Annotated in this window: 24 protein-coding genes; 11 read left to right on the forward strand and 13 right to left on the reverse strand. The window is 57.5% G+C overall.

Annotated elements, in window-relative coordinates; translation table 11 throughout:
- Positions 1 to 200: 200 nt before the first annotated feature.
- The 4 genes from MWR57_RS05825 to MWR57_RS05840 all read right to left on the reverse strand — a co-directional run bounded on the left by MWR57_RS05825 (position 201) and on the right by MWR57_RS05840 (position 5,052).
- Complete coding sequence (locus MWR57_RS05825) at positions 201 to 854, reverse strand: hypothetical protein (RefSeq protein ID WP_423123857.1); 654 nt, start codon at positions 852 to 854, stop codon at positions 201 to 203.
- 518 nt (positions 855 to 1,372) lie between these two features.
- Positions 1,373 to 2,716, reverse strand: coding sequence for a 23S rRNA (uracil(1939)-C(5))-methyltransferase RlmD (gene rlmD, locus MWR57_RS05830; protein ID WP_423123858.1), 1,344 nt, complete (start codon positions 2,714 to 2,716; stop codon positions 1,373 to 1,375).
- 491 nt (positions 2,717 to 3,207) lie between these two features.
- Positions 3,208 to 3,723: a 3-isopropylmalate dehydratase small subunit gene (locus tag MWR57_RS05835; RefSeq protein ID WP_423123859.1), complete on the reverse strand. Its 516-nt coding sequence runs from the start codon at positions 3,721 to 3,723 to the stop codon at positions 3,208 to 3,210.
- Between the two features lie 45 nt (positions 3,724 to 3,768).
- A complete protein-coding gene (locus MWR57_RS05840) occupies positions 3,769 to 5,052 on the reverse strand; it encodes a 3-isopropylmalate dehydratase large subunit (protein ID WP_423123860.1) in 1,284 nt (427 codons plus the stop codon).
- 286 nt (positions 5,053 to 5,338) lie between these two features.
- Between MWR57_RS05840 and MWR57_RS05845 the strand changes: the two genes are divergently transcribed.
- The 9 genes from MWR57_RS05845 (at position 5,339) to MWR57_RS05885 (ending at position 17,204) form a co-directional block, all read left to right on the forward strand.
- A complete protein-coding gene (locus MWR57_RS05845) occupies positions 5,339 to 7,021 on the forward strand; it encodes a GAF domain-containing protein (protein ID WP_423123861.1) in 1,683 nt (560 codons plus the stop codon).
- Between the two features lie 142 nt (positions 7,022 to 7,163).
- Positions 7,164 to 8,963 (forward strand): extracellular solute-binding protein, encoded by a 1,800-nt coding sequence (locus tag MWR57_RS05850; RefSeq protein ID WP_423123862.1) that lies wholly within the window; start codon positions 7,164 to 7,166, stop codon positions 8,961 to 8,963.
- Between the two features lie 96 nt (positions 8,964 to 9,059).
- The gene (locus MWR57_RS05855; RefSeq protein ID WP_423123863.1) at positions 9,060 to 9,899 is read left to right on the forward strand and encodes a PstS family phosphate ABC transporter substrate-binding protein; all 840 of its coding nucleotides are present in this window, start codon (positions 9,060 to 9,062) and stop codon (positions 9,897 to 9,899) included.
- 11 nt (positions 9,900 to 9,910) lie between these two features.
- The gene (locus tag MWR57_RS05860) at positions 9,911 to 12,223 is read left to right on the forward strand and encodes a response regulator (RefSeq protein ID WP_423123864.1); all 2,313 of its coding nucleotides are present in this window, start codon (positions 9,911 to 9,913) and stop codon (positions 12,221 to 12,223) included.
- 8 nt (positions 12,224 to 12,231) lie between these two features.
- A complete protein-coding gene (locus tag MWR57_RS05865) occupies positions 12,232 to 13,293 on the forward strand; it encodes a microcin C ABC transporter permease YejB (protein WP_423123865.1) in 1,062 nt (353 codons plus the stop codon).
- Between the two features lie 11 nt (positions 13,294 to 13,304).
- Positions 13,305 to 14,333 carry an ABC transporter permease gene (locus tag MWR57_RS05870; RefSeq protein ID WP_423123866.1) on the forward strand — a complete coding sequence of 343 codons (1,029 nt, stop codon included), beginning with the start codon at positions 13,305 to 13,307 and terminating at the stop codon, positions 14,331 to 14,333.
- A gap of 158 nt (positions 14,334 to 14,491) precedes the next feature.
- Complete coding sequence (locus tag MWR57_RS05875) at positions 14,492 to 16,081, forward strand: ABC transporter ATP-binding protein (protein WP_423123867.1); 1,590 nt, start codon at positions 14,492 to 14,494, stop codon at positions 16,079 to 16,081.
- A 99-nt stretch (positions 16,082 to 16,180) separates the two neighbouring features.
- The gene (locus MWR57_RS05880; protein ID WP_479723950.1) at positions 16,181 to 16,735 is read left to right on the forward strand and encodes a peptidylprolyl isomerase; all 555 of its coding nucleotides are present in this window, start codon (positions 16,181 to 16,183) and stop codon (positions 16,733 to 16,735) included.
- A gap of 43 nt (positions 16,736 to 16,778) precedes the next feature.
- Complete coding sequence (locus tag MWR57_RS05885) at positions 16,779 to 17,204, forward strand: hypothetical protein (RefSeq protein WP_423123869.1); 426 nt, start codon at positions 16,779 to 16,781, stop codon at positions 17,202 to 17,204.
- Between the two features lie 17 nt (positions 17,205 to 17,221).
- On the opposite strand, the gene MWR57_RS05890 is transcribed toward MWR57_RS05885, so the two are convergent.
- Positions 17,222 to 17,677 (reverse strand): hypothetical protein, encoded by a 456-nt coding sequence (locus MWR57_RS05890; protein ID WP_423123870.1) that lies wholly within the window; start codon positions 17,675 to 17,677, stop codon positions 17,222 to 17,224.
- Positions 17,678 to 17,800: 123 nt separating this feature from the next.
- On the reverse strand, positions 17,801 to 18,172 hold the full coding sequence (locus MWR57_RS05895) for a DVU0772 family protein (protein WP_423123871.1): 372 nt from the start codon (positions 18,170 to 18,172) through the stop codon (positions 17,801 to 17,803).
- A gap of 431 nt (positions 18,173 to 18,603) precedes the next feature.
- Here MWR57_RS05895 and MWR57_RS05900 point away from each other — a divergent pair, with 431 nt between their 5' ends.
- Positions 18,604 to 19,929: an HD-GYP domain-containing protein gene (locus MWR57_RS05900; protein ID WP_423123872.1), complete on the forward strand. Its 1,326-nt coding sequence runs from the start codon at positions 18,604 to 18,606 to the stop codon at positions 19,927 to 19,929.
- 60 nt (positions 19,930 to 19,989) lie between these two features.
- Here MWR57_RS05900 and MWR57_RS05905 read toward each other — a convergent pair whose 3' ends face one another.
- The 7 genes from MWR57_RS05905 to MWR57_RS05935 all read right to left on the reverse strand — a co-directional run bounded on the left by MWR57_RS05905 (position 19,990) and on the right by MWR57_RS05935 (position 24,987).
- A complete protein-coding gene (locus MWR57_RS05905) occupies positions 19,990 to 20,997 on the reverse strand; it encodes a hypothetical protein (protein WP_423123873.1) in 1,008 nt (335 codons plus the stop codon).
- A complete protein-coding gene (locus tag MWR57_RS05910) occupies positions 20,987 to 21,664 on the reverse strand; it encodes an ABC transporter ATP-binding protein (protein ID WP_423123874.1) in 678 nt (225 codons plus the stop codon). The genes MWR57_RS05905 and MWR57_RS05910 overlap by 11 nt, the downstream gene beginning before the upstream one ends.
- A 4-nt stretch (positions 21,665 to 21,668) precedes the next feature.
- A complete protein-coding gene (locus MWR57_RS05915) occupies positions 21,669 to 22,871 on the reverse strand; it encodes an ABC transporter permease (RefSeq protein WP_423123875.1) in 1,203 nt (400 codons plus the stop codon).
- Between the two features lie 5 nt (positions 22,872 to 22,876).
- On the reverse strand, positions 22,877 to 23,158 hold the full coding sequence (locus MWR57_RS05920; RefSeq protein ID WP_423123876.1) for a hypothetical protein: 282 nt from the start codon (positions 23,156 to 23,158) through the stop codon (positions 22,877 to 22,879).
- A gap of 4 nt (positions 23,159 to 23,162) precedes the next feature.
- On the reverse strand, positions 23,163 to 23,678 hold the full coding sequence (locus tag MWR57_RS05925) for a nitrous oxide reductase accessory protein NosL (protein WP_423123877.1): 516 nt from the start codon (positions 23,676 to 23,678) through the stop codon (positions 23,163 to 23,165).
- A gap of 2 nt (positions 23,679 to 23,680) precedes the next feature.
- Entirely contained in the window at positions 23,681 to 24,217 is a 537-nt protein-coding gene (locus MWR57_RS05930; RefSeq protein ID WP_423123878.1) for a TlpA family protein disulfide reductase, read from the reverse strand.
- A 92-nt stretch (positions 24,218 to 24,309) separates the two neighbouring features.
- The gene (locus MWR57_RS05935; protein ID WP_423123879.1) at positions 24,310 to 24,987 is read right to left on the reverse strand and encodes an ABC transporter ATP-binding protein; all 678 of its coding nucleotides are present in this window, start codon (positions 24,985 to 24,987) and stop codon (positions 24,310 to 24,312) included.
- Positions 24,988 to 25,314: 327 nt separating this feature from the next.
- Between MWR57_RS05935 and MWR57_RS05940 the strand changes: the two genes are divergently transcribed.
- Positions 25,315 to 26,490, forward strand: a complete 1,176-nt coding sequence (locus MWR57_RS05940) for a hypothetical protein (RefSeq protein ID WP_423123880.1) — start codon at positions 25,315 to 25,317, stop codon at positions 26,488 to 26,490.
- Position 26,491 lies beyond the last annotated feature (1 nt).

A 26,491-nucleotide genomic window follows, 5' to 3' on the forward strand; every position in this document is an offset into this window, starting at 1 on the left:
GCTGACGAATATTTCGAAACGCTGGACGATGCCGATTAAAAACTGGAAATCGGCGCTGAATCAGTTCAGCATCATGTTTGAAGACAGGCTGCCGGAATTTTGATCACAAAAACCATTTACACAAAATTCTTTACACACCCCTAAAAAGAGGGGACAGACGAGGATATTTCCACGTCTGTCCCAAATATTGATAATTATTTTCATGGAGAATCTATGCTATCTAGCCAAGGCGTTCCAGCAATTTCTGGTTGAGCTTCGACTAGAGTAACTTCAGCGCCAGTCTTTGCATGAATAGAACGAACAATATCAAGGAAGGTTTTTTCGGTCCACTCCTCTGGGGTTCCGACTATTGCGAATGCCATATCGCGGCTGATTTGGTTTAGGCCACCTTCCTGCTTGGTGAATACGGCGTAAAGATCAAGGTGGTAGCCCTCTTTATATTGAAAAAGACAGGCCGTCAAATTCAGGCTATTGCTTCCAGCAACGTTTCGCTGGGCCTGGGCCGTCCAACTGGCTCCCTCGCATGTTGCCATGCGAAACCCGAGGCTTCCTCCCCCACCACCCGCCAATAACGCAAGCTTTGATCCTTCAAGAGGATTTACAAGCTTAAATCTACTGGGTTTTTCTGGAATTTCCCCGGAAGCTGGAATTGGGGTTGCCTCCTGTGCATTGCCAGCGTTACGTCCGATGCCATCACTGGCCGCTTTACTGACTACTTGTCGGGATGCAGAAGTCTTGATGTCAAAAATTCGGTAGTATTCCACCGTCTTTGTTTTCTGAGCAAGATAATTGCTTGTGGCGCCACAGCCGGTTAAGGCAAAGGCAATTATGACGAAGATAATTGAATGCTTCATAAAATTCCTTTCTGTTGTTGGATAAGGTGGAAAGTTTCTTCAATATCAAGCAGTTAATGCTAGGTAAATTCGAGAAATTTTAACAAATTGTTTCTTTCTTGAGAAGAAATAATTACCCTCTTTAATCATTTTCTGGCGGCTCAAATCGGTACCACATTGTTGATACCCCCTATTCCCGCGCCATCCGCACCATATTCTCCTAATGCGCGGTTTGCGGGAATATGTCCACCAATTCGTAGGTCGGATAGAGCGAAGCGAAATCCGACAAGTTTCAGGCGAGGTGCAAATGCGGTTGCCGTGGAAACGTCGGGTTTCGTTCCTCTACCCGACCTACTCTTTTCAAGTAAACTTCTATAGCCTCTCGTATTCTTTTCATTAAAATATCAACCGACATCTTTTTCTATAACGACATTAAACTCACGGACCATTTTGGGCGCCTTCTCATTTCTGGTTGATTGCCACATATGGCGATCCTATGTGATAGGACAGAGGAAGTCAAAAAGAAAAAACACCCTCCCCTACTCCCGCTCCATCCGCACCATAGTCTCCTGATGGCCGGTCTGCGGGAACATATCCACCAAGCGGACTTCGGCCAGCCGGTAGCTGGCCTGGATAAGTCCGGCCAGATCGCGGGCCAGGGTGGCGGGGTCGCAGGAGATGTAGATGATCCGCCGGGCTGCAAGGCCGGGCAGCAAGGGGATGAGTTCGGCGCAGCCGGATCGGGGCGGATCGAGGAGGAGGCAGTCAAAGGTGGCCTTTTCGGCGAGCAGACGTCTGGCTGCCTTGGTGGCGCTTTCCTGGCTGAATTGGCAGCGGTCGGCAAGCCCGGCTGCCTCGGCATTGCGCACAGCGCTGCGGATGGTGGAGCGTTGCATGTCCATGCCGGTTACCTGCCAACCCAGCATGGCCAAGGGAAGGGAGAAGTTGCCCATGCCGCAGAAGAGATCCAGCGCCTTGGTGGGCTCCATTTCCCGGGTCCATTCCAGGAGCAGCCGGATGCAGTTCTCGTTCTGGCCGAGATTCACCTGGCAGAACCCCCCCGATTCCAAGGCAAGGGTGAGTGGCTGACCGCACAGTCCTTCAGGCAGGGAAAATTCCACCCGGAGTCCGCTTAAAGGAATCTCGCCCGCATCGCTGAAACACGGCCCCTTGGCCTGGCCTTCCACGTTGAAGATCACCGCCTCAAGCAAGGGCAAGGCCTGACAGAGAAGCCGTGCTGCCTGGTGATCTCCAGGCCTGGTTTTTCTGGTGTAGTGGATGAGCAGGATAACCGAGTTGTGACCTGGGTTTTCGAGCAGCTCCATGGCCGAGGCCATGGACAGGAGGGCTTGGAACGGCCTGGAGGCGGAAAGTGCGGCAAGCACCGAGTTGATCCCCTCTCCGGCCAGGGGGCAGCGGGAAACAGGGATAAGTTTGTGGCTCTGGCGGCTGAAATATCCCATCATCCCTTGCGCCACCTGCAACCTGATCCGCTGCCGATAGCCGAAGATTTGAGGCGAGGCCAGGGGGGCGCCCAGAAGATCGGGAAGCTCCTCCTCCCGGCACAGCCCTGCCCGGCAGAGCGTTTCCCCCAGGATACCGTTTTTCAACCGAAGCTGTTCCTCGTAGGTGGCGTGCTGAAAATCGCAGCCGCCGCAGGTGTCGTACACCGGGCAGATCGGGGGTATTCGCTGTGCCGAGGGGGTAAGCAGTTCCAAGAGGTCTGCTTCCTGATACTGCTTGTGGCTACGGCGTAGTTGCACCCGCACCCGCTCTCCAGGCAGCACGCGGGGGACCATGACCACTTGGCCATCGGGCAGACGCCCCAGGCCAAGGCCACCTTTGATTATCTTGTCAACCGTGAGTTCCACGGATTTGCTCATCAACGGCTCCGCATAATATGTTCATTTCTTTGCTTGCCCAAAGAAACGAACCAAAGAAAAGGCCCCCAGGGCACTTGTCCCGCCGAAGGCGGGATACCCGGAGTTTATGCCCCGCATGGGGTACTCCTCAAAACTGCCGGGATGTTGCAAACTCGCTGCGCTCAAACAGTGCAACCTCCCTTTTCGGCAGCTTTTCCGGTGCTCGGCTGCGTACCGATGGGATTTTTCCTCTCCCCCCATTTGTCCTGCCGCGCCTCGCAGACGGGGGCGGAAAAAGACGCGGGAACTGTTTGAGGGCGAAGCCCGAGTTTTTCCGCGTCCCGCCCCCGGCGAGAAGTAAGGGAAGCCCGTAGGGCCAGGATTGGCTGGGGTGCCTTTTTCTTGTTTCTTCTTTTGGGCACGCAAAAGAAGAAAAAGAGGACAATAAAAAAAACCGGCACAGGGCCACAGCCCCATACCGGCATTTGGGGGACAATCCTCCCCGTCACAACCTAATAATTCTTGTCAGCATAGGCGAGCCAACCGCCCGCTTCCACGAGTTTTTTGTCAAATTCGTTGAGCTTGAACGGGATAGCCACCTTCTTGTCGCCCTGAGCCGTAATCGTGCAACCGGCCAGATCCACACTGATCGTCACTGCATCCCCAAGGCTGAAAATGGTCTCGATATCCTTTTTCGGCAGCTCGATGGCCAACATGCCGCAGTTGTACATGTTTTGCCGGAAGATACGGGCAAAGCTCTCGGCGATGACCACGTTGATGTCGTTGACCTCAAAGACCCAGACCGCATGCTCGCGGGAGGAGCCGCAGCCGAAATTGGCCCGGGTGACGATAACCCCCTTGCCCTCGATGTCCTTGCGCGGATTAAAGCCCCCGAGCTTAAGGTCTTCCAGGATATAGGGCTGCAGGGCCAGCTTGGTGTTTTCGGTCAGGTACTTGGCCGGGATGATCTCGTCGGTATTGATATCGTTTCTGTCAAGAAACAGCGCTTTGCCGCCAAACTCTTTCATTATCGTTTACTCCAATGTCGTTGGGTCGTTGGAACCCGGTTGTTTCTATAAAAGTTTCCGCGGGTCGGTGATATGGCCCTGCACCGCAGTGGCCGCGGCGGTGAGCGGACTCATCAGGTGGACGATGCCGCCCTTGCCCATGCGGCCGTTGAAGTTCCGGTTGGTGGTGGAGGCGCAGATCTCGCCATCGGCAAGAACCCCGTTGCTCATGCCCAGGCAGGCGCCGCAGGTGGGGTTGGTCACGCAGAAACCCGCTTCCATGAAGATGGCGATGAGCCCCTCTTCCAGAGCCTGGGCATATACCTTGGGCGTGGCCGGGGAAAGGATGCCGCGCACAGTGGCGGCGATTTTCTTCCCTTTCAGTATCCGGGCCGCGGAACGGAGATCCTCGATGCGACCATTGGTGCAGGAGCCGATGTACACTTGGTCCACCGGGGTGCCCTCCATCTCGGTGACGTCTTTCACCTCGTCGGGCTTGTAGCCGAAGGTCACTTGGGGCACCAGCGTGGAGACGTCCAGGGTCATTTCCTGAACATAGGTCGCGTCGGGGTCGGAATGCCACTGGGCAAAATCCTCCACCGCCAGATCAATGGACTCGTACTGATCCTTGATAAAGGGCCAGAGGTATTTGGCGGTCACCCGGTCGGGCAGGCAGATGCCGCAGGTTCCCCCGGCCTCGATGGCCATGTTGCACAGGGTCATCCGCGCTTCCATGCTCATTGCCTCAACCACCGGCCCGCTGAATTCCATGATCTTGTCGGTGGCCCCGTTCACGGTCAGCTTCTTGATGATAAAGAGGATCACGTCCTTGGCCGAGACGCCGTCCTGCAAGGCGCCGGTGATGGTGATTTTCATGGTTTCCGGGGTGCGGAAGGAGCAAACCCCTTTGAGGATACCAACTTCCAGGTCGGTGGTGCCCACGCCCGCGGCAAAGGCGCCGAAGGCCCCGTGTGTGCAGGTATGCGAATCACCCATGATCACCGTGTAGCCGGGGCGGACAAAGCCTTTTTCCGGGAAGAGCGCGTGGCAGACCCCGTTGGCCCCGATATCGAAGAAGTCCTGAATTTTATGGCGCCTGGCCCAATCGCGGATGATCTTGCCCTGCATGGCGGTCTTGGAATCCTTGGCCGGGGTGACATGGTCGATGACCGCCTTGATCTTGGTGGTGTCGAAAACCCGGTCCATGCCGCGGGCTTCGAGGTCGGTAATGGCGATGGGCGTAGTGATCTCGTGGCACATGACCACGTCGATATCCAAGATGACGTTTTCCGGGGTGGGGGTGTCGCGCAGATGCGCGGCGAAAATCTTTTCAGCTATGGTTTTACCCATTGGTCATAAGCCTCCGTGCGGGGGGATTGTCTGAGATTTTTTGGGTGGGGGTCATGCCCACGGTAAATAAGTTTTTTACCACAAACCAATAGCCGTTAGCCATGATAAATGACAGGGGCTGGCCTAAAAAAATACCGGCAATACCCGGTTTCCCAAACGGAAACACTTTTTTTCATACTTAAGGTTTGACCGGAGTTGAACGGCTGTATATCATGCTAGGAACCCGGATGTTTTGCCGCCGGGTCCTCCCTCTCTGGGCGCGGGAAATTTCTCTCAGGATTACAGCATGCACATGGCACGAAAGACCTCCCATACCCCTGCCCGGCAACGGTCTGCCGCCCAGGTTGAAAATCTGCAAACCGTCGAACTCATCCTGACAATCGCCAGGGATGAATATGGAGAAATCCCCCCCCGGCTTGGTGGGCTGTTCGATGATGTCGCCGCTCTTTACGCCGGAAACTGGCCAAGCCACGAAGCCTGCGCTGTCACCTACCACAACTTCAACCACGCCCTTGATGTCTGCCTTGCCGCGGCCCGCATGCTCTCCGGCTGGAACAAGGCGGAGCCGGCGCACCCCTTGGGACACAAGGACTTTCAGCTTGGCATGGCCGCCGCCCTTTTCCATGACGCCGGCTATATCAAGGACAAGGGCGACCAGGCCGGAGCAGGCGGCAAATTCACCCTGGTGCATGTCCAGCGGAGCATGGAGATTGCCCGGGAATACCTGGGGCAAAACCAGTGGCCTCAAGAAGAGGTGGAGGCGGTTGTCCGGATAATCTCCATCACCGATTACGCCAGCTTGCCGGATCTCGCCCCCCTGTTTACCGAGCCGCGCCTGAAAATCATGGCGCAGATGGTTGCCACCGCCGATCTGATCGCCCAGATGGCGGATATCGATTATGTCCGGCGCATCGACGATCTCTTTGCCGAGTTCAAGGAGGTCTATGAGTTTGAAAACCATAAGACCCTAGCCAAAAAGGGGACCAAGGTGTATAAAACCGTCCAAGAGATCAAGGACGGCACCATTGATTTTTACGAGAAGTTTGTCCTCCCCACCCTGACCAAGCTCGGCCGCATGGACCGTTATCTGACCAATTTTTTCGGCGACGGCAGAAATCCGTACCAGGAAAACATCACCGCCAATCTCTCCGATCACCTCATGGATGACCGCTCCCAATGGCGCCGCATCGGCGACATCCTCACCGACCTCGGGCTGGCTTCCAACAAACAGATTGCCGACGCCCTGGCCCGGCAAAAGAGTCTGGCCGGGAAAAAATCCGGTTCCACCCAAAGTTTCAACGCTCTGATCCGTGAGCACCTGCTTCCCTGGTTTACGGCCCGCTCCCAGGAAGGGCGCTGTCTTGGCGACATCCTCATGGAGATGCAGGCGGTGGAGCCGAAATCCCTGGCCAAAGGGTTGCTGGCCCAGATGCTGCCCGATTCCCTGTATGAGTCGCTTTCTCCCCGGGAGTTGCACTTCCTGCTCCAGGCCGCCATCCTTTTGCAGAATATCTGCAAAGGCCCCTGGATTTTGGGGGTGGTTCTGGAGATGGCCAACGAAATCCTTGGGTGCGAAGCCAGCTCGATCCTCATCGCGGATCTTGACGAAAAGGAGATGCTGGTCGCCCTGCCCACCGGCCCCAAGAAAAACGCGGTCTACGGCAAGGGGATTGCCATGGACAAGGGGCTTTCCGGCTGGGTTTACCGCAACGGCCAACCGGCGCGGGTGAGCAATGTCAATGTTGACGCCCGATTCGACGATGGCATGGACAAAAATATCGGCTTTGTCACCCGCTCCATCCTCGCCGTGCCCCTGCATGTGAATGGCGAGTGCATCGGCGCCGTGGAGGCGCTGAACAAAAACGATGACGATTTCACCACCCACGACATGAATGTGCTCGCCATCCTTGCCAACATGCTTGCCAATGTCATGGTCGGTGTTTTGTGCATCCAGGCAAACCATGAGTAATCACGCAAAAACGGCATCGGCACAACCGGGAGCCGGCCCAATCGGGCACATTCTTCATCTCCCCCTTTAACAAAGGGGAGAATATTTTCGAAACAACCTGAAATCGTGGCGATTCCAATAAACCCTTGAGCATCCTTTCCCAATGAAAAGTCTTTTCTCCGTCCTGTTGGCCCTTATCCTTGCCCTGCCCGCTGCCGCCCTGGGCGCCCAGGGAATCAGCATCGACGGCAAGGTGAAATACCCTCCCGGTTTCCGCAAGTTCGACTACGCTTCCGACACAGCGCAAAAAGGAGGCCAGTTGGTTCTGCATGATATCGGCGGCTACGACAAGCTCAACCCTTACACCCTTAAGGGCACGCCTCCCGCAGGGCTTGATGAGCTGGTTTTTGAGCCCCTTGCCGTGCCGAGCCTGGATGAGCCCTTTGCCTCCTATGGCCTGATCGCCAAGGATATCGCTCTGGCCGAAGACAAATTGTCCGTCACCTTCACCATCCATGAAGAGGCCCGTTTTTCCGACAACACCCCCATCACGCCCGAGGATGTAAAATTTTCCCTGGACACCCTCAAAAGCCCGGCGGCAAGCCCCTCGTACCAGATCTATTTTCAGGACATCGCCTCGGCCGAGGTTTTGGACCCGCGCCGGGTCCGGTTTCATTTTGCCCAGCGCAACCGCGAGCTGCACATGATCGCCAGCCAGCTCCCGGTTTTTTCCAAAAAATTCTACTCCGCCCATCCCTTTGACGCCCAAAGTCTGACCCCGCCCGTGGGCTCCGGCCCCTATCTGGTCAAGCATGTCATCCCCGGCAAATCCATCACCTATGTGCGCAATCCGCAGTACTGGGCCAGGGATCTCAACGTGCGGCGGGGGATGTTCAACTTCGACTCCATCACCTACAAGTACTTCAAGGATCAGATCGTGGCGGTGGAAGCATTCAAGGCCGGGGAATTCGATTTTCTCCCGGTCAACATGGCCAAGCAATGGGCCCGCGATCTGGTCGGCCCCAGGTTCAAGCGCGGCGAACTCGTGCGGGAAACCATGCCCCACAAGAATAACGCCGGGATGCAGGCTTTTGTCTTCAACCTGCGCAAGCCGGTTTTTCAAGATCCCCAGGTTCGCAAGGCCCTGTCCCTGGCCTTTGACTTTGAGTGGACCAACGAGGCCCTCTTTTTCGGCCAATACACCCGCTGCGACAGCTTCTTCAGCAATTCGGCCATGAGCGCCAAAGGACAGCCCGCGGGCCTTGAGCTTTCCTATCTTGAACCGTTCCGCGCCTCGCTGCCCAAGGAGGTGTTCACCACCCAGCCCGCTCCTTTCAGCACAAAACCGCCAGCCAGCCTGCGGAGCAACCTGCTCCAGGCAAAAAAGCTTTTACGCGAGGCGGGCTGGACCGTAAAAAATAACATGCTTGTCAACCGCAAAGGCCAGCCCCTGGAATTTGAAATCCTTCTGGTCGGCGCGGGCTTTGAGCGGGTGATGGAGCCGTACATCAACAATCTGAAAAAACTCGGGGTGCGCGCGCATTCCCGGGTCATCGACCCGGCCCTCTACATCCGCCGCATGGATACCTTTGATTTTGACATGACGGTTTCCGTTTTCGGCCAGGCCCAATCCCCTGGCAACGAACAGCGCAATTACTGGCATTCGACCGCGGCCCAGCGGCAAGGCTCCCGGAATCTCATCGGCATCAAGGAACCGGCGGTGGACTATCTGGTGGACCGGATCATCTACGCCCAAACCCAGGAGGAACTCTTCGCCGCCTGCAAGGCCTTAGACCGGGTTCTCTGGTACGGGTATTATGTGGTGCCCAATTGGTATCTGGCCCAGCACCGGGTCGCCTATCGCACCATCTTCGCCCGGCCGGACACCCTGCCCCTCTATTACTCGCCGTTTCAGGCCCTGATGACCTGGTGGCTCACGCAGGACAACCGTCAGCCCCGATAGCTTTTTTTCAAAGCGTATTACCCTGCGGTGGGGTAAAATGTATTATACGACTTCTTGATGTATCCTTTTCCCGTAGGGCCTTGGTTTTTTTATTCTATGAAGAAAAAAAATATCCTCCTTACGCTCGTCTGCCTTCTGGCCCTTGCTCCTGCTTCTGCCCTGGCCCTGCAGCCCGTGGCGCAGAAAACCGCGGAGAACCCGAAGGCGCTGGTTATCCCCGGCACCGGTGACAGCGAGGTGCTCTTGCGCAACCTCGCTCAGCTTTACACCAGGAACCGACCCGGAATCACGGTGGAAATCCCGGAAAGCATCGGCAGCGGCGGCGGCATCAGATCCGTTCTGAGCGGAAAAAGCCGAATTGCCCGGGTGGCCCGCCCAATAACGGAAAAAGAAAGCAGCCAAGGCCTCACCTCCCGCATTTTTGCCCTGGCGCCCATCGTTTTCGCGGTCAGCTCCGGGGTTGCCGAAGTGACGAACCTTTCTTTAGAGCAGATACTCGGAATATATTCCGGCACAATACGGCAATGGGATGAACTGGGCGGTAGCGGCAAGATTTATGTGATGAACCGGGAGGACGGCGATTCTTCCCGGACCGTGCTCGAAAATTTCCTCCCGGGATTCAAGGAGATTTCCGCCCCTGCCGGGGCAGTGGTGTATACTACCCCGGAGGCCGTGCGCATCCTGACGGCTTCGCCAAACACCATCGGCTACCTGCCCATGCCCGCCGTGGCCGGGACCGGACTCAAGGTGCTGTCCGTCCAGGATATCGCCCCAACCGCGGCCAATGTCCGTCAGAAGAAATACCAACTGGTTGTTCCCTTTACCGTGGTATGGAAAGATCCCCTCCCGCCGCTGGCCCAGGATTTTGTGAATTTCCTCTCAACCCCCGCCGCCAAAAAGCTCATGCTGGAAAACGGCGCCATCCCTGTTGAGTGAGCCTTCGCCCAATGCGCACCTCCATATTCAAAAAGATCTTTATCAGCCAATTTGCCCTGATCATCATTGCCTCAGGCTGCATTTCCCTGGCCAGCTATCTTTTCATGGTCCGGCAGTACAACGAATCCCAGAACGATACGCTGCGGATTATTTCCTCCGCAACGGCCATGCGGGTTTCAAACAAGGTTGCCCAGCACCGGGCCATCCTCAAGGAAGTCGCCGAATCCAAGGAGGTAGCCCTGTATGCCCAAAAATTCCAGGAGCTCCTCCTTGCCAAGCATCTGGGCCAACACCGGGAACAGTTCCCGGTTCTTGCATATGTCAACCAGGAGGGCGTCCAGGAATTTCGCCTGGTCAACGGCCAGGCCAGCGAAGACCTCGAAACTCTTGCCGGTCAGAAGATATTCCGGACTGCCCTGTCCGCCCCGAACCAGGTCATTCTCGGCGAGGTGGTGCTTGATCCTGTTTTAAAAAACCACGCCTTGCAGTTTGCCTATGCCCGGATAGACTATTTCGGCGATCAATTCCTCGGCCTGATTTTCGGGCAAGCGCCCCTGGCGAATTTTGTCGCCCCGGCCGCCAATTGCATCCCCAGCAAAAAAGGCTACTGTCTGATCGTTGCCCAGGACGGCACGATCCTGAGCACCCCCGAGGCAAAAAACGTTTCGCAACCTGTGGTTATCGGCACCCCCAACCTTGGCGCGCTGTTTGCCAAGGCCGAGACAGAGCCCAATGGGCAAATTCGGCATGCCGCGGTCAATGGCGAGGATTGCTATTTTTCCGTCAGCCTGATCCCTGGCACCCCCTGGCTCGCCATGGCGGTGCTGCCTTCGCGGCAATACAACGCGGTGCCCGCACTGTTTCGGAACTTTTCCATCGGCCTTTTTCTTGGTCTCTTGCTCCTGGCAGGCATCATCACCTTTTTTCTCGCCCGCTCCCTCACCTCCCCGATCAGAAAACTCGCCATGGCCAGCACCGCCCTGGCCCAAGGGGATTTTTCGCAACGGGTTGACGCGGGCAAGGACGAAATCGGCGATCTGGCCCAATCCTTCAACTCCATGGCCGAGCAGCTCGGCGCCTTTGTCGCCCGGGAAAAACAGCTCCTCGCCGCGGAAGCAGCCGCCCGAATGAAGGCAGAACTCGCGGACCAGCATAAAAGCGAATTCCTTTCCAAGATCAGCCATGAGCTGCGGACCCCGCTTAATATCGTTCTCGGCATGGCCGAATTGCTGGACAAGGGCGCGCAGGACGAAAAATCATCCCAGAAGATCTTAGCCATCAAGGAAGCCGGACGGAACCTGCTCCAGCTCATCGACGGCATTCTCGATTTTTCCCGTCTGGAAAGCGGCACCATAAGCCTTACGCCTGCCCCCTTTGACCTCTTCGCCATCCTTGGCCGGCTGAAGAAAAAATACGAGCCTGCCGCCAGGGCCAAGGGGCTTACCCTCCTGTACACAGAAGCGGAAGCGGTGCCAACCACGGTTGTCGGTGACGAAGGGCGAATTTTCCAGGTGCTGGAAAATCTGCTGGACAACGCCATCAAATATACCGCACACGGCGAGATCTCCTTGCGGGTTCGCCCTCTTACCCTCAAGGCCAGCAACGACGGGCACATCATCCATCTCCGCTTCGAGGTGGCCGACACGGGCTGCGGTATTCCCTTAGAACAGCAAGCAGCCATGTTTAAATCCTTCAAGCAGGCCGATCCCTATGCCACCCGCAAGGCCGGCGGCCTCGGGATCGGCCTCACCATCTCCCAGCAGCTCATCGAACTCATGCATGGGGAGATCAGCATGAAAAGCGAACCCGGCCAGGGGAGCACCTTTTATGTCGATCTCGACCTGCCGGTGGCCAAGGAAGCGGCATCCTCCGCAACCGCGGAGAAAGAGCCGGAAATACCCACCAGCGAAACAACCGAACACTCCAGCGGAGGAAAGGGGATGAACATACTTGTCGCCGAAGATAATCCGGTAAATCAAAAGCTGCTGCGCCTCATGCTTGAGATGCATGGCCATCATGTGCTGGTGACCGCCGACGGCAAGGAAGCCGTTGCCGTCTTCCAGAGCGAGCATATAGACCTTGTTCTGATGGATGTCCAGATGCCGGGGATGAACGGATTTGAAGCAACCGCCGCCATCCGGGAGCTTGAGAAACCCGTTGGCAAGCATGTGCCGATCATTGCCGTTACCGCCCATGTCATGCCGGGCTATAAGGACGAGTGCCTCAAGGCGGGCATGGATAATTACCTGTCCAAGCCCTTTCGCATGCAGGAACTCTTTGCGATAATCGATGAAACCCTTGCCCAGTTGAACAATCCGGCCTGATATCCGACATGGCCGCCTATATTCTCAGACGTCTCCTGCTCATGATCCCCACTCTTTTCGGGATCATGCTGGTCACCTTTGCCGTCACCCAGTTCGTGCCGGGCGGGCCGGTGGAGCGGATGCTCGCCCAGTTGCAGGGGCAAGACCGCGCCGGCGGCGAGGTGCGGGCCAGCCGCAGCATGGATTTCTACCAGGGCAACAAGGGGCTCGACGAGGAACGGGTGGCGCAGCTCACCAAGCTTTACGGCTTTGACAAGCCGCCGGCGGAACGTTTTCTGACCATGATGAAGAGCTATCTGGTCTTTGATTTCGGCACCAGCTATTACCACCACAGCAGCGTGGCCTCGCTGGTCATTTCCAAGCTCCCGGTCTCCATGTCCCTCGGCTTGTGGTCCTTTCTCATCGTCTACGGAGTCTGCATCCCGCTCGGCATTGCCAAGGCCATGCGGGAAGGCTCCCGCTTCGACGTGGTCACCACCTCCGTGATCCTCATCGGCTATGCCATTCCCGGCTTTGTCCTGGCCATCGCCCTCATCGTCCTCTTTGGCGGCGGGAGTTTTTTCAGCATTTTTCCCCTGCGCGGCCTGGTTTCGGACAACTGGGCAGAGATGGGGCTGGCGGCCAAGGTGGCGGACTACCTTTGGCACATGGTCCTGCCCGTGCTCTCCAGCACGGTGGGCAGCCTGGCGGTCATGACCCTCTTGACCAAGAACAGTTTTCTTGAAGAAATCCGCAAACAGTACGTGCTCACCGCCAGGGCCAAAGGGTTGAGCGAAAATCAGGTTCTGTACCGCCATGTGTTCCGCAACGCCATCATCCCCATCATCACCGGTTTTCCCGGCTCCTTCATCACCGCCTTTTTCACCGGCAGCCTGCTCATCGAAACCATCTTCTCCCTGGACGGCATGGGGCTTTTGGCCTACGAATCCATGCTCAACCGCGATTACCCGGTGGTGCTGGGCACCTTGTATTTTTTCACCATCATCGGCTTAATCTCCCGCTTGCTCTCGGACCTGAGCTACGTGGTGGTGGACCCGCGCATCAGCTTTGAAAGCGTGGAGTCCCGGTGAACGATTTACCCATGCACCAGAAACCACAGAAACTCTCCTCCCGGCGCTGGCGGCGATTCAAGGCCAACAAGCGGGGCTATTACAGCCTGATCCTCTTTTCGATCTGCTTTTTCCTCTCTTTAGGCGCGGAGATCCTCAGCAACGACAAGCCCCTGCTGGTTTCCTACCAGGGAAACCTTTATTTTCCCATGCTGAAGGCATACCCGGAAACCACCTTTGGCGGGGAGTTTGAAACCGAGACCGATTACCAGGACCCCTTTGTCAAACACAGACTCACCAGCGGCGCCAATTATGCCCTGTTCCCGCCCAACCCGCACAGCTTTGCCTCGATCAATCTCCAGCTCAACCAGCCGGTGCCCTCCCCGCCCGACAGCACCAACTATCTGGGCACCGACGACCGGGGCCGCGATGTCCTGGCCCGGCTGCTCTACGGCTTTCGCCTCTCGGTGCTCTTCGCCTTTGTCCTCACCTTCATCGGCACCATCATCGGCATTATCACCGGGGCAATACAGGGGTACCTCGGCGGCCGCACCGATCTGTTCATGCAGCGCTTCATCGAGATCTGGAGCGCCATGCCCGAGCTGTACCTGCTTATCATCTTTGCCTCGATCTTCAAGCCCAGCGTGCTCCTGCTTTTGATCCTGCTTTCGATCTTCGGCTGGATGGGGCTGGCCGACTACGTGCGGGCCGAGTTCCTCAAGGGCCGCAACCTCGATTATGTCAAGGCGGCCAAGGCGCTGGGCGTGGGCAACATCACCATCATGTTCCGCCACCTGCTTCCCAACGGGATGACCCCGGTGATCACCTTCCTGCCCTTCCGGTTGAGCGGCTCGATCCTGGCCCTGACCAGCCTCGACTTCCTGGGCTTGGGCGTGCCCGCCCCCACCCCGAGCTTGGGCGAACTGCTGGCCCAGGGCAAGAACAACATCGAGGCGTGGTGGCTCTCCCTGACCACCTTCGGGGTGCTGGTCGGCACCCTGGTGCTGCTGATCTTTATCGGGGAAGCGTTACGGGAGACCTTTGATCCGAGGAAGGTGTGATGTATTACCCTCCCCCTTGACGGGGGAGGGTCAGGGTGGGGGTGAAGTCGGCAGAAGTAACCATGTCGGCACCTTCACCCACCCCCCAGCCCCCTCTCGTCAAGGGAGGGGGAGCTTAAAACAAAAAGCTACAAGGCGTACCATGCCAGGAATGATCCATGCTGCTTGAGCTGAAAAATCTCTCCGCCGGTTTCTACTCGGACCGCGGCTTTACCCCGGTGCTGGACAAGCTTTCCTTGGCCATCGCGCCCGGCGAAACCGCGGCCCTGGTGGGCGAATCCGGGTCCGGCAAATCGGTAACCGCCCTTTCCATCCTGGGGTTGCTGGAAAAAGACGCAGCCAAGGTCGAGGGGCAGATCCTCTTCAACAACGAGGATCTGGTAACTTGCCCGGAAAGCCGCTTGCGTCAGATCCGCGGCAACCGCATCGCCATGATCTTCCAGGAGCCCATGACCTCGCTCAACCCGGTCTACTCCATCGGCGCCCAGCTCATCGAGCCGCTGATCCTGCATCAGGGTCTTGGCAAAAAAGCGGCGGCCCTAAAAGCTGAAAATCTCCTGGAGCGTTGCGGGATTCCCGACGCGGCTCAGCGGCTGAACAGCTTTCCCCACCAGCTCTCCGGCGGCCAGCGCCAGCGGGTGATAATCGCCATGGCCCTGGCCTGCCGCCCGGATCTGTTGATCGCCGACGAGCCGACCACGGCCCTCGACGTCACCATCCAGGCGCAGATCCTGGCCCTGATCAAGGAGATCCAGCAGGAGTTGGGCATGGCCTTGCTGCTCATCACCCACGACCTCAACATGGTGGAAAAGATCGCGGCGCAGGTCCACATCATGCACCAGGGCAAAATCGTGGAAAGCGGCCCCACCGCCGCGGTGTTCCGCAACCCGCAGAACCCCTACACCATCCATCTCTTAAACAGCGTGCCCCACGACCCCCCGACGCCCAAGGACAGCCCGCCTCCGCTCCTTACCGCGGCCAACCTCTCCTGCCATTTCCCGATCAAGGCCGGATTCCTGCGGCGCACGGTGAATACCATCAAGGCGGTGGACGAGGTAAGCCTCACCATCCACCAGGGCACCACCTTCGGGGTGGTGGGCGAATCAGGCTCTGGGAAAAGCACCCTGGGCATGTGCCTGCTCAAATTGGTCAACAGCCGGGGAACCCTGCTCTACGAAGGCCGCGATCTGCTCACCCTGTCCAACAGTCAGTGGCGCCCCCTGCGCCGCGATCTCCAGGTGGTGTTTCAGGACCCCTTCTCCTCCCTGTCCCCGAGGCTCAATGTCGGCCAGATCGTGGGCGAGGGCTTGAGCGTGCATGGCCTGGGCAACCGGGAGGAGCGCAAGAAACGGGTGGCCGAGGCGCTGATCGAGGTCGGTCTTGAGCCGGAGATGATCGAGCGCTATCCCCACGAGTTTTCCGGGGGCCAGCGCCAGCGCATCGCCATTGCCAGAGCCGTGGTGCTCAAGCCCCGCTTCCTGGTGCTGGACGAGCCCACCAGTGCCCTGGACATGACCATCCAAGCCCAGATTATCGAGCTGTTAAAAAACCTGCAAGCCAAGCACAACATCACCTACTTCTTCATCTCCCACGATCTGCGGGTGATCAAGGCCATGGCCGACGAGGTGGCGGTGATGCAGAACGGCCGCATTGTCGAGTCCGGCCCTGCGGCCCAGCTCTTTGCCAACCCGGCCCACCCTTATACGCAAAAGCTTTTTTCCGCCGCCTTTGACCTGGCTCCGGTCTGAGCCGACCGGTTTCACATGGGATAAGCGTTGGGGAACAATTACTCCAAGGAGAAAAAAATGAAAAAACACGGAAAAAAACTGCTCATTGGCGGGGTGATCATGGTCTGCCTGTTTCTGGCCGGAGGATTAGCCGCACCGGAGAAATCAGCGGCCGCGGCTAATCCCAAGGTGTTTTTTGATGTCACCATCGGCGATGAAAAAGCCGGGCGGATCGTGATAGAGCTGTTTGCCGATGTGGTGCCGAAAACAGCGGAGAATTTCCGGCAACTGGCCACCCATGAAAAAGGCTTCGGGTTCAAGGGCAGCATCTTCCACCGCATTATTCCCGAGTTCATGCTCCAGGGCGGCGATATCACCAACAGCGACGGCACCGGCGGCAAATCCATCTATGGCCGCACCTTTGCCGATGAGAATTTCATCCGCAAGCATGTGGAGCCGGGCATGTTGTCCATGGCCAATGCCGGGCCGAATACCAACGGTTCCCAGTTTTTCATCACCACCGTCAAAACGCCCTGGCTTGACGGCAAGCATGTGGTCTTCGGTAGGGTGGTTGAAGGCTTTGAGGTGGTCAAGAAGATCGAAGAAATGGGGTCGCGCAGCGGCCGGCCGCGAACAAAAGTGGTGATAGTAAACTCCGGCCAACTGGAGCAATAAGCTTTTCCCGCTTTCCGTACTACCTATAACAAAGGAGACGAAGATGAATCCGCGCCTGATGATCCTGTTGGCTGTTTTGCTTGTTTTCCTGCCTGGCGCCGTCGAGGCCAGAGAGATCCGGCTCAATAAGGGCGAGGTTTTCCGCGACCGGGATCTTACCGTGATCTGCGAAGGGGCGCCGGGTACAGTTTCCGACCTTGTCCAGCCCATAGCCGTGCGCGAGTGCCAGTACTGGGACGATTTTTCAAAAAAATGCCTCTTTGAAAAAACCATTCATAGTTATGGCGAAGTGGAATGTGTCGAAGAGTGCCAGTATTGGGATTCGTTCAGCAACACCTGCGACTACACAAGCAAATGCACCTTTTATCCCCAACAGGAAGCCTTTGTCCTGAAAACCTGCACCGAATTCGATGATCACAACCGCAAGTGTCTCAAGACCCGGGAGGAAAAAATCCGCGCAGGCAGATAGTTGCCCTGGGATGACACCTACATGTTCAGTCGTTCCAGAGCGGTGACAACTCCGCCGGTGAATTCCACCCGGGCCACGGCATATTCCTCCCGAGTGTCGCGGTTGACCCAGACGTTTTCGTACTGAACGCTGCTCCTTCCCGATGTATCGCGCACCCGCACCGGGATGGTCATCCGATCCGTGTGGGTCAGTATTCGCGTTCTCGAGTACGTCCAGACCGTTGCGTCACCCTTGTCAGTGGTCCGGGTATAGATCGTGTCCGGCATCCCCCAGGCAAGTTTGACCATTTCTTCGCTGAACCCGAGTTCCACCTGGCCGGCCCGGATTTTCTGCTGGATTTCCGCGTTGAAGGAGTTGAAGAGTTCCTGATTCGAGGCGATGCGGCGGTCCCTGATCTGCTGGACGCTCATGCAGGCGGAAAGAGCAAAAACGCCACCCAGAATAAGGAGCACTAGTTTTGTTTTTTTCAACATGACGCTGTCTCTCTGGAAAATGAGCGTGTCTGGAAAACGCCAACAAGGCATGTACCTGATTCATCTTAAAATAGAATCGTACCAGAGAGGAAGAAAAGAAAACGAAGTTCCGAATAAACAGGATTACCTCTGCAAGGCGGCAAGCCTGTCCCGCAGCCATTCCTCCAGCGGCTGGTTCAGACGATGCACGGTGCCGCCCGGCAACCGCCCGTCCTCCCGCACCGCCGCCTCGAAAAGACCGGCAGGCACTTCCACCTTGGCAAGTTCTTCGGCGCCGCCCATGTTCCTGCGGATAAGGGTGACTTGGGGCGGGGTCTCCCAGTCGAACAAGACGAAATAGACCGATTCATCATGGACGGAGCTGACGAAATCGTGGCCCCGGGTCCAGCCCGAGCCCCATTCGAGATACATGTCCACCGCCTTCTCCGGGGTCATCTGCCAGTCGATGGATTCCAGCAGTTGCTGCTGGCGGCAAAGCTCTTCCGCATTCATCATGATCGCGCACCTCCCATGGATGGAATATCGATAAACTCCCAATTGTTTCCATCATAAAGCACAGTGGCGCCAAGCCGCCTTGACCTAAGTCAAAAGCTTTTTTTAAAACTGATTCCCAGCGAAGCTGAGTTCCTGGATTTACGGCAGAAGATCTAGCAGGATGTTGAAAAAAGCCGTCCTGGCTTTTTTCAACCACGATCGGTCAGAAGTGAATTCTGTCCGATCTCACAATTTCAACGAGTTAGGACTCGTCGAAATTGGCGATCCATCCCTGGATCGCACGCAGGGCATCGAAAAACGAGTTTTTCAACACCCTGCTAGTCCCAGGAAACACCGGAGGAAATAAAGGCTGAGGAGCCGCAGGCCATGACTTGGATGGAGGCGCGGTGCAGGGGTTTACTAATTCAGCCAAAATGGATAAGAATAGAGATATGAGCTCAGAAACGAACCAAAAGACCCAACTCAAATTATATCCCTTGCTCAGCAGCATTTCAGCCGCCACTGACTTGATCAGCCCGGTGCTGGTGGACCACCATAAAAAGGTCTCTTTTGTCGCCGCCACCCTCGGCAAAACGCTGGGATTGGACCAGCACAGTCTGGAACGGCTTATCTTGGCCGCGGCAGTACATGATATCGGCGGGCTGTCGAGCAAGACCCGGGTGCAAACATTCGAGTTCGAAGTGGCGGAGCCGGATCGCCACACCCTGCCGGGATATTCCCTGCTCGCTGGATTCGCGCCGTTTGCGGACCTGGCCCGGCTCATCCGTTTTCATCATGTTTACTGGCAAAACGGCCAAGGCATGGTGGACCGGGGCGAGGAAGTCCCGCTGCTCAGTCATCTCATCCACCTTTCGGACCGCATCGCGGTGCAGCTTGATGCGAACCGCGAAATCCTGAGCCAAAAAACGGATATTGTCCGGCGGATCACCGCGGAAGCCGGGGAAATGTTTGTACCCGAGCAGGTCGAAGCCTTTCAGGAAGTGGCCGGCAAAGAGGCCTTCTGGCTCGATCTGCTCTCCCCGTCGGTGAGCACGATTTTGCAGGAGCGTTTCCCCCTGGGCGGAATGGAGCTTGACCGCGGTGAAATCCTGGCCCTGGCGGAGATGTTCAGGCGGATCATCGATTTCCGGAGTCGTTTTACCGCCACCCATTCAAGCGGAGTGGCTGCCGTTGCGGTGGCCATCGCCAATCACAGCGGTTTTAAAAAAGAAGACCCGGACAGGATAAAAATCGCCGCGTTGCTGCACGATATCGGCAAGCTGGTGGTTCCCCTTGAAATTATTGAGAAACGCGAAGGGCTCACCAGCGAGGATTTTGCCATTATCTACAAACATCCCTATTATTCCGCGGAAATTCTCCGTGGCATTGAAGGGCTTGAGGATATCGCGCAATGGGGGGCATTGCACCACGAACGGTTGGACGGCACCGGATATCCATACAAAAAAACGGCTGAAGAAATACCTCTTGGCGCCCGGATACTCTCCGTTGCCGACACCTTCACTGCCTTGATGGAGGACCGTCCCTATCGCTGCGGCATCAGCGCGGCAAGCACCGATCGAATCATGCGGGATATGGCGACCTGCCAGAAGATCGATAAGGATTTTGTCGCGCTGATCTATGAAAACATCGAAGAGATTAACGACAAGCGCTATGAGGCCCAGGTCGGCGCCGATCTTAGCCATCTGCAATTTCTGAAGGATTGTCGATTGTTCGACAACACCAAGGAAGCCGAAGAAAGGTGTCCGGTCAGAAGGTGAGGCAGCTAGAAAGCAGGATCTCAGCTTCATGTCGGCCAAACCCCAATACGTCTAGTTGCCCTACCCTTCCCCGCCGCTGATCAGGTACTTGAGATAGTGATAAAACGACAGCCCTGAAAAAATCACCAGCAAAATCAAAGAAAGTTGCACCGCCAGCCGCTGGTAGCCATCTACCACCCCCTCCAACCCTGCCTTGCCCCGCACCAGCCCTGCAATCGGTGCGCTGGCTCCGAAGAACGTTGCTGGAATCAAGGTACCATACAGAGCAAAGCCGAAATAATGATACTCCGGTTTGAGGATACAAAACGGGCACTTATGGTAGGGCATGGCATAGACATAGGATGAAACCACCGTGGTGATCACCACCAGGGAAAGGACAAGAAACCAGAGCCAGCCCACGGCATAGAGCCCGGCCAGCCAGGTTTGCCACCGCCGCAACAGCCCCCATCCCACAAGCAGAAGCCCGGCAATGGAGCCGGCAAAGGCCAGCAGCACCCCCTGTTGCGAATACCCGGTAATGAGATTGGTGGAGCCGCCGGTGCTCTCGCCGAAAACCACGGCGCAGCAGGAGGTGATGATGTCCGGCTTGATCCCGGCGATGTACAGGGTTTGCAGGGTGACATCGAGGACAAGCAGAGGCAAAAGCAGGAGCAGGGCCAGATACTTGATCCGCACCAGGGGGTAGTGCTCCGAACGGATGTCCAATTGGTGGAGAAGAATCCAGAAGCCGTAGAAGAAGACGCCGAACAGTTTGACCAGCAGCGCGGGCATGCCGTAGGGGTTTGCCAGCAAGGCGCCGGTGGCGCACATGGCCCCGACAATGACCTGGCAGAACTCATCGGCTGCCAGCACGAAGAGGATCAGGGTGATGATCTGAAAGCCCAGGCCGTAGGCGACCAGGGTGGAAGAGAGCCAGATCTCGTTTTCCAGCCTGATCTGTTGGTTGCTGTCGCTGCCCGGTTCCCAGAAACGCAGGACCCGCACCGCTGTTTTTGCGGCCACCGCGCCGAGCACCAGCACCACCAGGCTGCAGAGGGTGAGAGCCAGGCTCCAGGGATTAAGGAACATGGATTCTGCCGTCCTGGATGGTCACGGTCCGGTCGATGGCCGGATGTTCGAAGACCAGAGGATCGTGGGAGGCAATGACAATGGTCTTGCCCGCCGCCTTGAGCTGCTGCATGATCGCCATGAACTCCCGGCTCAGGGTGGTGTCGAGATGGGCTGTTGGTTCGTCCGCCAGGATGATGGGCTGGTTGTTGATCAGCGCCCTGGCAATGGCCACCCGCTGCAGCTCGCCGCCGGAGATCTGCCCGGCCGGGAACTGGGCCCGGTGGCTGATGCCGAAGCGCTCCAGCAGCTCGTGCGCCCTTTGCCTGCGCTCCTTGGGCGCTACACCCAGCGGCAGCAGGGGCAGGGTGATGTTCTCAAGCACCGTGAGTTCGGGCAGGATGTTGAAGCGCTGGAAGATAAAACCGATGGTCTCCCGCCGGTGCAGGGTGAGGAATCGGTCCGGCAGCCGGGCCAGTTGCCGCTCGGCAATGGCGGCCCTGCCGCTGGTGGGCGGGAAGATGCAGCCGATGATGGCCAGCAGGGTGGACTTGCCCGAGCCGCTCGGCCCCTTGAGGCAGACCATGCTCCCCTGCTCCACCGTAAGATCGATGCCGGAGAGCGCCCGAACTTCGTTGGCCCTGCCCTGGTTGTAGATCTTGCTCACTTGGGAAAGTTCGATCAGCATCGCCTCAGCCTCCCAGCGCCGAATCGGCGGGAACCGTGGCGCTGCGCCAGGCCGGGATCACCGTGGCTGCCAGATAGGGAATCACGGTGAAGGCGAGGATCAGCAGGATATCCCCCACCGCCAGCCTGGGGAGAAGATGCAGATCCGGCCTCAGCACGGACCAGCCCATGAGCACCGGCCTAAAAAGGGCGGCGGCACAATAGACCACATGGATGTAAGCCGCGGTCATCCCCACAATGCAGGCCAGCCCGGAAACAATCACCGACTCCCAAAAACGGACCGCCAGGATGTCGCTGGTTTCCCAGCCCAGGACTTTCAGGATGGCGATCTCCCGCCGCTCTTCCGGGGAAAGGCCGGAGGCCTTGTCCCAGGCCAGGATGACAAAGGCTGCCAGGGCGGAAAGCAGGCAGATGGAACCGAAGCCGCTGCGCCAGCCGAACACGACCTGATAGGTCTTCTGGATCTGCGGCCGGGTCAACACCCGGACCCCAGGCAACGTTTCGGAGATCTTTTTGGCGATGGTCTCGATCTCCGTGGGGTTGGCCACGTAGACGCAGAGGTCGGTGACCAGCCCGGCGGGAATCCCGAAGAGATCGCGGGCATCGGCCAGGTTCATGACAATGAGGTCGTTGGTCAGGATATCGGTGTCCCGGGAAAACTCGCCCCTGACCACAAAGGGTTTCAGGGAAAGATCGGGCCGAAACAGGGAGAAGGTGTCGCGGCCTGCAAGGTCCAGGGCGTTGGTGATGGAACAGCCGATAACCGCCCAGCCCTGCGCATCATCACCAGGCCCCGGCATGGTGCCGCTGGCCAGGGTCGTATCGAGGCGAGCGCCTTCCGGCATCTCAGCCACCTCCAGCCCCATGACCGTGTAATTGGCCAAACGGACCTCATCGAAATAATAGCCCCAGATCCGGGGCACCACCCTGCGGATGCCGAAGATACCGGCCAGCTTGTCCCCATACGCCAGGGGGATGGCCTCCTGACGGCCGGCGGACATCTTCTGCAGGGTGATCTCCGGGGTATGGACCAGCACCTGCTTTGCTTTGTCCGATAAGGCCTGGGTCACCATTTGGAAGGAAGCAAGCAAAAAGATAACCGCTCCAAAGACCAGCAGCACGCTGAGGCTTTTCAGGCGGTGCCGCCACAGGGATGAAAGGGCATACTCGAGGATGTTGAGCTGTTTTTCCAGATTGTGTTGGGCCATGGCGGTCAGCGTTGCGGCGGCAGCCAGAAGGCGCCGGTGGGAAAATGTTCGATGGCTCCGGGATGATCCATGAAGGGGACCACGTGGTCGCTCACCGCGGGATGTCGGGTGTAGCGGGCCTCGGTGGCCACGGCCAGGTCGGTGAGCCCCAAGCCGCTGGTGACCACCTCCAGTTGGGCCAGGGTCGCCTCCTGAGCCTTACGCCTGGCCAGGCCATCGAGAAACAGCGCCCCGTCAAGGGCCAGCAGCAGGCAGAGAAACATGGCGAAACGAAGAGCGGGCCGCATCGGTTCAACGCATCTTTTGGCCGTGACGCATGGACTGCACCAGCGGTTCGGTGATTTCGTCAAAACGGATGACCTTGGTCCCCTTGTGATCCTTGCGGAAATTTTCCGCCGCCGCAGCGGAGCCAAAGGGGATGAACTCGTGGCCCATGGGCCCGTAAACATCGCTGCCGATGACATACCAGGCCGAACGGCCATCGAGCCAGGCAAGGGTGTAATAGTCCTTCACCCAGATCTCCTTGGCTGCCTGCCCCGGCGCGCCGAAGGAGGCCGGGGTGAAGGTGAAGGCCATCATGTCCTTTACCCCGTCGAAAAACTTTACTGTCCCGTTGCTCAGCCGGACCTGGGTCAGCCAGTTAGGATATTTGGCCACAAACATCCCGCAGACCGGGCAGCGCTCCTGGGGGGCGACCTCCTTGGCGGGCTGGGCCAGGAGCGGCTGAGCCGGCAGGAGAAAAGAGAGCACACAGAGAATCAGGGCATATTTTCGAATATTCTTTTTTCTGATAACCATGCTTGTCATTTTCAGTCAACCTGTTGTTTTTCCGCAATTTCGCCAAAATACTCGCCCAGCAGCCCCTTCAACTCCGCCTCACTCACCCCGCCGAGGATGGCGGCAAGGATCCGATGGTCCGGACCAAGGACAATGGTCTGCGGCTCCAGCTTGATATTGTACTGCTTCGAAATCGCTCCGTCCTTGTCCATGAGCACCGGAAAGCCGATCTCCAGGTCCGCCACGAACTGGCGCACCGTTGCCTCGTCGGAATTGCGGTTGATATAGACCACCCGCAACCCTGCTTGCTTGTACTTTTCAAAATATTGGTTGAAGATCGGGGTATCGGCCCGGCAAAACTTGCAATCCGTGGACCAGAAACGGAGGATGACCGGTTTTCCCTGGTATCCGGCAAGGGATAGAGGCTGCCCGCTCAAATCGGTTCCGGCAAACGCAGGGGCCGGATCGCCGATTTTCAGTTTCTTGGCCGCCTGCTCACCGCCGGAACAGGCGGTAAGGACAAGCAAGACCGTGGAGAGTAGAAATATCGGGAGGATTTTTTTTACCATACATAATACTCAGCAATGTCTAGGTCCCCCTCCCCCGCCAAGGGGGAGGGAGCTTTTTACGAATTCCGCTTATTCCGGAAATGCAAAAAAACTCAGCCGGCCTGTGGAGTGAGAACGCCCTGGCGCATGGAGAAAACTCTGGCGCCCTTTTGGGTTGCGGCAAGGTCGCTGTTGTGGGTCACCACCACAAAGGTCGTGCCCTGTTCATTATATCGTCTAAACAGTGCAAGGATATCCTTTTCTGTTTCTTCGTCCAAATCCCCGGTGGGCTCGTCGGCCAGGATGATGTCCGGGCAGTTGATAAAGGAGCGGGCAATGGCGACCCTGCGCTGCTGGCCGCCGGAAAGCTGGGAGGGAAAGGCATTAGCCTTGTCCGCCAGGCCGACCTGAGAGAGGATATCCAGGGCAAGATCGCGGCTGCCCGCGGGATTGTGCCCGAAACTCAAGGGCAGCAGGATATTTTCCATGACCGAGAGGGTGGGAATCAGGCTGGCGAACTGGAAGATGAAACCGATCTTGCTGTTGCGCATGGTGGAAAGGGCCTGGTCGGATTGCTGCCAGTTTTCCACCCCATCAATAAAAACCTGCCCGCTGTCCGGGGAGGTCAGCCCGCCGATCAGACTCAAGAGCGTTGTTTTTCCGGAACCGGAATGCCCCAGAATAACGAGAAAATCCCCCCTGTTTACAGAAAGATTTACGGTGTTGACGGCGTGGACCATGGTGGCTTCCACCGGGTAGGTCTTGGTGAGATCCTTGCATTCGATGATCACGTTTTTCCCCATTGTTTCGATGCGGTATCAGGTCATGGGCCAGGGGGCTGAAAAGCGAAAAACAGCCCAAGGCACGATCTGCTGCAAAATTATTTGCTTCTGCGTAAAAATCAGGTTGCCAATATACCACTGAGTGGTAATATCGTAAACATGAATGCGGCATTTTGTCGCATGGCAATTTGTCGCACCTGGGAATTCCGCCTTGAGCGAGAGCAGCGAGCCAATCGCCTCCGTCCAAGGCGATTAGTACATGAACAGACAGTCACCAACTGTCGGATGCCGGCACGCCCCCATGACCTTGCCGGCGTTTACAACGAGGAGAAAATCATGCAACTCACCAAGTCTACCTGGCGCAAATCCCTGATCACCGGCACCGTCGTCGCCCTTGGCCTCGCCGGCGCCACCGCGGCAATGGCCGCGGGCAACTATTCCGGCACCGCCTATATTGCCGGCATGGGCGGTCATTTCGCCAAGGCCGTGTTCAAGATCGACCCCAAAGCCGAGACCCCCATCATCCTGGACGAACTGGATAAGATCGACATCGGCAGCGGCGCGACCCACCCCACCCATGACGCCCGCATCGACAACAAGGACCGCAACACCATGTTCTGGTCCACCTACAAGCCGGATGCCGCGGCCAACAACTCCTACCATTACGGCAAGACCGACCTCAAGACCGGCCAGGTCGTAATGGACAAAACCTTCCCGGTTCCGGCCAAGGTCATGAACACCAAGGCCGGCTACTGCGCCTCCGCCCAGACCAAGAACTTTTTCATGCCCATCTCCATGAACAAACCCGGCTACATCAGCGTCATCGACAAGAAGACCATGGAGATGAAGCACAACATCTTTCTTGAAGGCACCGAGGCCGACATCAAGGGCGGGGTTAAATACACCCACGGCATCAACTCTCCGGACATGAAAGAGATCCTGATCACCCTCAACGAATCTAATGTTGCTCCGGACAACAAGGAGCTGGGCGACGGCATCGGCAAGATGCACATGTTCGTTCTTGACGCCAAGGCGCTTGAGCAGGGCAAGGTCAAGGTACTGCGCAAGGGCGTGGCCGACGGCAACGCCAAGAAAACCATCAGCTTCCGTCAGTACTACTCACCGGACGGCAAGTACATCGCCAACGCCACCGGCGACATCCTCTTCCTGATCGACGCCAAGACCCTGAAGACCCTGGCCTCCGTGACCATGGCTCCGCTGGAAGAGACCCACGACGCCATTTTCACCCCGGACAGCAAGTACGTCATGATCACCACCCGCACCAAAGCCGTTCTTCCCGGCTGCAAGGATCCGTCCAAGCCTGCTGACGGCGAGTGGCGCATGGACGGCCAGTTGCGTCTCTTCGACGTTGCCGCCAAGAAGCTGGTCGGCAAATCGACCTCTGCTTGTCTCAAGTGCCATGACGAGCAGCTCGGCACCGGCGAAGACGCTCCCCACGCCGTTCTCTGCGGCCTTGACGTGAACTGGGCCAAGGTAGCGAAGAAGAAATAAG

Origin of the sequence: Hydrosulfovibrio ferrireducens, from assembly GCF_046883345.1 — a bacterium.
Taxonomy (GTDB): domain Bacteria; phylum Desulfobacterota; class Desulfobulbia; order Desulfobulbales; family Desulfurivibrionaceae; genus Thiovibrio; species Thiovibrio ferrireducens.

Coding starts and splice junctions, on each gene's coding strand:
- MWR57_RS05825 (WP_423123857.1), bottom strand. CDS start 854: ATGAAGCATTCAATTATCTTCGTCATAATTGCCTTTGCCTTAACCGGC.
- rlmD (WP_423123858.1), bottom strand. CDS start 2,716: ATGAGCAAATCCGTGGAACTCACGGTTGACAAGATAATCAAAGGTGGC.
- MWR57_RS05835 (WP_423123859.1), bottom strand. CDS start 3,723: ATGAAAGAGTTTGGCGGCAAAGCGCTGTTTCTTGACAGAAACGATATC.
- MWR57_RS05840 (WP_423123860.1), bottom strand. CDS start 5,052: ATGGGTAAAACCATAGCTGAAAAGATTTTCGCCGCGCATCTGCGCGAC.
- MWR57_RS05845 (WP_423123861.1), top strand. CDS start 5,339: ATGCACATGGCACGAAAGACCTCCCATACCCCTGCCCGGCAACGGTCT.
- MWR57_RS05850 (WP_423123862.1), top strand. CDS start 7,164: ATGAAAAGTCTTTTCTCCGTCCTGTTGGCCCTTATCCTTGCCCTGCCC.
- MWR57_RS05855 (WP_423123863.1), top strand. CDS start 9,060: ATGAAGAAAAAAAATATCCTCCTTACGCTCGTCTGCCTTCTGGCCCTT.
- MWR57_RS05860 (WP_423123864.1), top strand. CDS start 9,911: ATGCGCACCTCCATATTCAAAAAGATCTTTATCAGCCAATTTGCCCTG.
- MWR57_RS05865 (WP_423123865.1), top strand. CDS start 12,232: ATGGCCGCCTATATTCTCAGACGTCTCCTGCTCATGATCCCCACTCTT.
- MWR57_RS05870 (WP_423123866.1), top strand. CDS start 13,305: ATGCACCAGAAACCACAGAAACTCTCCTCCCGGCGCTGGCGGCGATTC.
- MWR57_RS05875 (WP_423123867.1), top strand. CDS start 14,492: ATGCTGCTTGAGCTGAAAAATCTCTCCGCCGGTTTCTACTCGGACCGC.
- MWR57_RS05880 (WP_479723950.1), top strand. CDS start 16,181: ATGGTCTGCCTGTTTCTGGCCGGAGGATTAGCCGCACCGGAGAAATCA.
- MWR57_RS05885 (WP_423123869.1), top strand. CDS start 16,779: ATGAATCCGCGCCTGATGATCCTGTTGGCTGTTTTGCTTGTTTTCCTG.
- MWR57_RS05890 (WP_423123870.1), bottom strand. CDS start 17,677: ATGTTGAAAAAAACAAAACTAGTGCTCCTTATTCTGGGTGGCGTTTTT.
- MWR57_RS05895 (WP_423123871.1), bottom strand. CDS start 18,172: ATGATGAATGCGGAAGAGCTTTGCCGCCAGCAGCAACTGCTGGAATCC.
- MWR57_RS05900 (WP_423123872.1), top strand. CDS start 18,604: ATGAGCTCAGAAACGAACCAAAAGACCCAACTCAAATTATATCCCTTG.
- MWR57_RS05905 (WP_423123873.1), bottom strand. CDS start 20,997: ATGTTCCTTAATCCCTGGAGCCTGGCTCTCACCCTCTGCAGCCTGGTG.
- MWR57_RS05910 (WP_423123874.1), bottom strand. CDS start 21,664: ATGCTGATCGAACTTTCCCAAGTGAGCAAGATCTACAACCAGGGCAGG.
- MWR57_RS05915 (WP_423123875.1), bottom strand. CDS start 22,871: ATGGCCCAACACAATCTGGAAAAACAGCTCAACATCCTCGAGTATGCC.
- MWR57_RS05920 (WP_423123876.1), bottom strand. CDS start 23,158: ATGCGGCCCGCTCTTCGTTTCGCCATGTTTCTCTGCCTGCTGCTGGCC.
- MWR57_RS05925 (WP_423123877.1), bottom strand. CDS start 23,678: ATGACAAGCATGGTTATCAGAAAAAAGAATATTCGAAAATATGCCCTG.
- MWR57_RS05930 (WP_423123878.1), bottom strand. CDS start 24,217: ATGGTAAAAAAAATCCTCCCGATATTTCTACTCTCCACGGTCTTGCTT.
- MWR57_RS05940 (WP_423123880.1), top strand. CDS start 25,315: ATGCAACTCACCAAGTCTACCTGGCGCAAATCCCTGATCACCGGCACC.